A 5,334-nucleotide genomic window follows, 5' to 3' on the forward strand; every position below is an offset into this window, starting at 1 on the left:
GACGGGCGGTGCAAGGCGTTCGCGGCGTCGGCCGACGGCACCGGCTGGGCCGAGGGTGTGGGTGTGCTGGTGGTGGAGCGGCTGTCGGACGCGCGGCGGCTGGGGCACCGGGTGCTGGCGGTGGTGCGGGGCACCGCCGTCAACCAGGACGGCGCGTCCAACGGTCTGACGGCGCCGAACGGTCCTTCGCAGCAGCGGGTGATCCAGCGGGCGCTGGCCGGTGCGGGGCTGAGAGCCGTGAGGGCGAACCCCTCTGGCTCGGCTCCCTCAAATCCAACATCGGACACACGCAGGCGGCGGCCGGTGTCGGCGGCGTCATCAAGATGGTGATGGCGATGCGGCACGGTGTGCTGCCGCGCACCCTGCACGTGGACGAGCCGTCCCCGTTCGTGGACTGGGAGTCGGGCGCGGTGGAGCTGCTCACCGAGGAGCGGCAGTGGCCCGACACCGGCCGCCCCCGCGCCCGCCGGCTCCGCGCACACCTGGAGACGGCCGGCGAGGTGGACCTGCCCGACCTCGCCTACTCGCTGGCCACCACCCGGGCGGCGTTCGACCACCGCGCAGCGCTCTTCGCCGACGACCGCGGGGAACTGCTGCAGGCCCTGGACGCGCTGATCACGGGCAGCCCCTCCGCCCGGCTCGTCACCGGGGTGCCGGCGCGCGGCAGGACCGCCTTCCTGTTCACCGGCCAGGGCAGCCAGCGCCCCGGCATGGGCCGCGAACTGTACGACGCCTTCCCGGTGTTCGCCGAGGCCTTCGACGCGGTGTGCGCCGAACTGGACCGGCACGTGGGGCGCCCGGTACGGGAGGTGATCTTCGCGGAGTCCGAGGAGTGGGAGGGGCCGCTGCTGCACCAGACGGTGTTCACGCAGACGGGCCTGTTCGCCCTCGAAGTGGCCCTGTTCCGGCTGGCGGAGAGCCTCGGACTGCACGCCGACTTCGTGGCCGGTCACTCGATCGGTGAACTCGTGGCCGCCCACGTGTCGGGCGTGCTGTCCCTCGCCGACGCGGCGGCGCTGGTCGCGGCCCGCGGCAAGCTGATGCAGGCCCTCCCGCAGGACGGCGCCATGGTCTCCGTCCTCGCACCCGAGGACGAGATCGCGCCGCTGCTGGCGGGGCGCGAGCACGAGGTGGCGATCGCCGCCGTCAACGGGCCCGCCTCCGTGGTGATCTCCGGTGACCTGCTGGCCACGCTGGCCGTCGCCAAGGAACTGGAGGGCCGCGGCCGCAAGACCCGGCGGCTCAACGTCAGCCACGCCTTCCACTCACCCCGCATGGACCCCATGCTGGACGAGTTCCGTGCCGTGGCCGAACGGCTCACCTTCGCGCCGCCGGTCATCCCGATCGTGTCCAACGTGACCGGCGGGCTCCTGACGGCCGAGGAGGTCTGCTCACCGGAGTACTGGGTCCGGCACGTGCGCCGGGCCGTCCGGTTCAATGACGGCATACGCACGCTCCAGAGCGCCGGCGTCACGACGTTCGTCGAACTCGGCCCGGACGGCGTGCTGTCGGCCATGGGCCGGGACTGCGCCGTGGACACGGACGGCACGGAACCGGAATTCGTCCCCCTGCTGCGCAAGGGCCGACCGGACACCCTGGCGGTCGCCCACGGGCTGGCACGGCTGCACGTCCGGCACCTGAGCCCGTCCTGGGACGCGCTGTTCGACGGCTCCGGCACCCGCCGGGTCGAGCTGCCCACCTACGCCTTCCAGCGCAAGCACTACTGGGCCAAGCCCGCGGCCCGCACCGCCGACGTGGGCGACGCGGGGCTGTCCCCGGCCGAGCACCCGCTGCTCGGCGCGACCCTGACCCGGGCCGACACCGACGAGACCGTCCTCACCGGCCGGCTCTCCCTGCGGACCCACCCCTGGCTGGCCGATCACGCCGTGCTGGGCCGGGTACTGCTGCCGGGCACCGCCTTCGTGGACCTGGCACTGCGGGCCGGCGCCGAGTGCGGGGCCGGGGAACTGGAGGAACTCACCCTCGAAGCGCCCCTGGTGCTGCCCGGGGCCGGCTCCGTCCGGCTTCAGGTGGCGGTCGGCGCACCGGACGAGTCGGGGCGCCGCTCCGTCACCGTCCACTCCCGTCCCGAGGGCGGCGCCTTCGAGGAGCCGTGGACCCGGCACGCCGGCGGCACGCTGGCACCCGGGCAGACACCCGCCGGGTTCGACCTGGCGGTGTGGCCGCCCCGTGACGCCCAGCCGGTGGACCTGACCGGCCGCTACGACGACCTCGCCCGTCAGGGCTTCGACTACGGGCCGGCGTTCCAGGGGCTGCGGGCCGTCTGGCGCCGGGGCGACGAGATCTTCGCCGAACTCGCCCTGCCCGACGACCAGAAGGAACAGGCGTCCGCGTTCGGGCTGCACCCGGCCCTGCTGGACTCGGCCCTGCACGCCATCGAGCTGGGGGTGCTGCCGGGCACCGGCGAACCACGACTGCCGTTCGTGTGGAGCGGGGTGCGCCACCACGCCCTGGGCGCGGCGGCGGCACGGGCCCGGCTGACCCCGGCCGGCTCCGGCGCGGTGACCATCGAGGTCACCGACGCGGCGGGCATGCCGGTCGCCACGGTCGACTCGCTCGCGGTACGGGCCGTGTCCGCCGAGCAGCTGGGCGCGGCCGGCGGGCGCAGCCACGAGGCGCTGTTCCGGCCCTCCTGGGTGGCCGTGAACGCCGGCGCCGAGGCGCCGGCCCGGCCCTGGACCGTCCTGGGCGACGACCCGCTGGAGCTGCCCGGCGCCGAGCGGTTCAGCGACGCGGCGGCCCTGAGCGCCGCCGTCGCCGCCGGAGCCCCGGTTCCCGCTCTGGTGGTGGCGCCGCTGACGGCGCGGGACCACTCCGTACGCGACGCCGTGCACCGCGCCCTGACCCTGGCGCGGGACTGGCTCGCCGACGAGCGGCTCGCCGCGTCCCGGCTGGCCGTGGTGACCCGGCGGGCGGTGGCCGCCGCCCCGGACGAGGACGTGCTCGACCTCCCGCACGCCGCCGCCTGGGGTCTGCTGCGCACGGCACAGACCGAGAACCCGGACCGGATCCTGCTCGTGGACCTGGACACCGCCGACACCGACGCCGAGCAGGCGATCGGCAGGGCGCTGGCCGCGCACGAGCAGCAGGTCGCGGTCCGGGCCGGAACCCCGCGCACGCTCCGGCTGGAGCGGGCCGTGGTCCCGGCCGAACCCTCGGCGCCCTGGGACGCGGACGGCACGGTGCTGATCACCGGTGCCACCGGAGCGCTGGGCGGCATGCTGGCCCGCCACCTCGTCACCGAGCACGGTGTACGGCACCTGCTGCTGACCAGCCGCCGGGGCCCCGCCGCCGACGGCGCGGCCGAACTCCGGGCCGGCCTCGCGGAGCTGGGCGCCGAGGTGACCGTCGCGGCCTGCGACGTCGCCGACCGGGACGCCCTGGCCGCGCTGCTCGCCGGCATCCCCGGCGAGCACCCGCTGACCGCGGTGGTGCATGCGGCCGGCGTCCTGGACGACGGCGTACTGGAGTCGCTGACCCCCGAGCGGATCGACCGGGTGCTGCGGCCCAAGGCCGACGCCGCCTGGAACCTGCACGAGGCGACCCGCGAGCTGCGGCTGTCCGCGTTCGTCCTCTACTCCTCCATCCAGGGACTCGCCGGCGGCGCGGGCCAGGCCAACTACGCGGCGGCCAACACCTTCCTCGACGCCCTGGCACAGCACCGCAGGGCCCAGGGACTGCCGGCCACCTCGCTCGCCTGGGGACCCTGGGCCGAAGGCGGCATGGCGGCCGAACTCACCGAGGCCGACCGCAACCGGTTCGCGAAGACCGGCATGGTGGCCATCACCTCGGCCCAGGGCATGGCCCTGCTCGACGCCGCACTCGGGACGGACGCGGCCGCGCTGGTGCCGCTGCCGCTCGACACGACGGCGCTCAGGGCGCTCGGCGCCGACGCGCCGCCCCTGCTGCGCGGCCTGGTCCGGGCCCCGGCCCGCCGCGCCGCGTCCGCGGGACCGGCCGCCGGGCAGGCCCCCGCCGGGCCGGCCCTCGCCGAGCGGCTGACGGCGCTCACCGCGGACGAGCAGCAGCAGGCCGTGCTGGACCTCGTGTGCGCCGAGGTCGCGGCGACGCTGGACTACGGTGCGTCGGACACGGTCGACGCCACGCGCGGGTTCAAGGAACTGGGTCTGGACTCGCTGACCGCCGTGGAACTGCGCAACCGGCTCAACAAGGCGACCGGGCTGCGGCTGTCCGCGACCCTCGTCTTCGACTACCCGACCCCCGCGGCCGTCGCCGGACACCTGCTGACGGTGCTCGCCCCCGAGCCGTCGGCGGTGGCCGCCGGCACACCCGACGAGACCGAGATCCGCCGCCTGCTCGCCACCGTCCCCGTGGACGGCCTCAGGCAGGCGGGCCTGCTCGACGGACTGCTCCGGCTCGCCCACGACGCCGACGCGCAGGCCGGCGAGCGCGGCGGTGGCTCCGACGGGCCGGAGGACGGTGCCGACCTCATCGACGACATGGACGTCGAGGCCCTCATCCGCATGGCCCGCGCCAGTTCCGAGACCTGATAGTGCTGAACGGGAGAAATGATGACGAACACGGCTTCCGACGCTGTGGTCGAAGCGCTGCGCGACTCGCTCAAGGAGAACGCCAGGCTGCGTCGCAAGAACCAGGAACTGGCCGCCGCCGGCCAGGAACCCGTCGCCATCGTGGGGATGGGGTGCCGGTACCCGGGTGGTGTGGGGTCGCCGGAGGATCTGTGGCGGCTGGTGGTGTCGGGCGGGGACGCGATCTCGGGGTTCCCCGGTCGAGGGCGTCGAGGGGTACCGGCTGACCGGCGGGCTGGGCAGCGTGCTGTCGGGCCGGGTCTCCTACGCCTTCGGTTTCGAGGGCCCGGCGGTCACGGTGGACACGGCGTGTTCGTCGTCGCTGGTGGCGTTGGACATGGCGGTGCAGGCGCTGCGGCGCGGTGAGTGTTCGCTGGCGCTGGCGGGCGGTGTGACGGGCGGACGGGCGGTGCAAGGCGTTCGCGGCGTCGGCCGACGGCACCGGCTGGGCCGAGGGTGTGGGTGTGCTGGTGGTGGAGCGGCTGTCGGACGCGCGGCGGTCGAGGCACAGGCACTGCTGGCCACCTACGGCCAGGACCGCCGGGGCGAACCCCTCTACCTGGGGTCGGTCAAGTCGAACATGGGGCACACGCAGGCGGCGGCCGGTGTGGGCGGCGTCATCAAGATGGTGATGGCGATGCGGCACGGTGTGCTGCCGCGCACTCTGCACGTGGACGAGCCGTCCCCGTTCGTGGACTGGGAGTCGGGCGCGGTGGAGCTGCTCACCGAGGAGCGGCAGTGGCCCGACACCGGCCGCCCCCGC

General features: G+C 75.1%; 2 pseudogenes. Both read left to right on the forward strand.

Annotated elements, in window-relative coordinates:
• Positions 1-4,265 (forward strand): annotated as a pseudogene (locus IG05_RS44035) (type I polyketide synthase); the annotation flags it as partial.
• A gap of 288 nt (positions 4,266-4,553) precedes the next feature.
• Positions 4,554-5,334, forward strand: a pseudogene (locus IG05_RS44200) (beta-ketoacyl synthase N-terminal-like domain-containing protein); the annotation flags it as partial.

It is taken from the genome of Streptomyces sp. NRRL S-1022 (assembly GCF_000720135.1).
Taxonomy (GTDB): Bacteria; Actinomycetota; Actinomycetes; order Streptomycetales; family Streptomycetaceae; genus Streptomyces.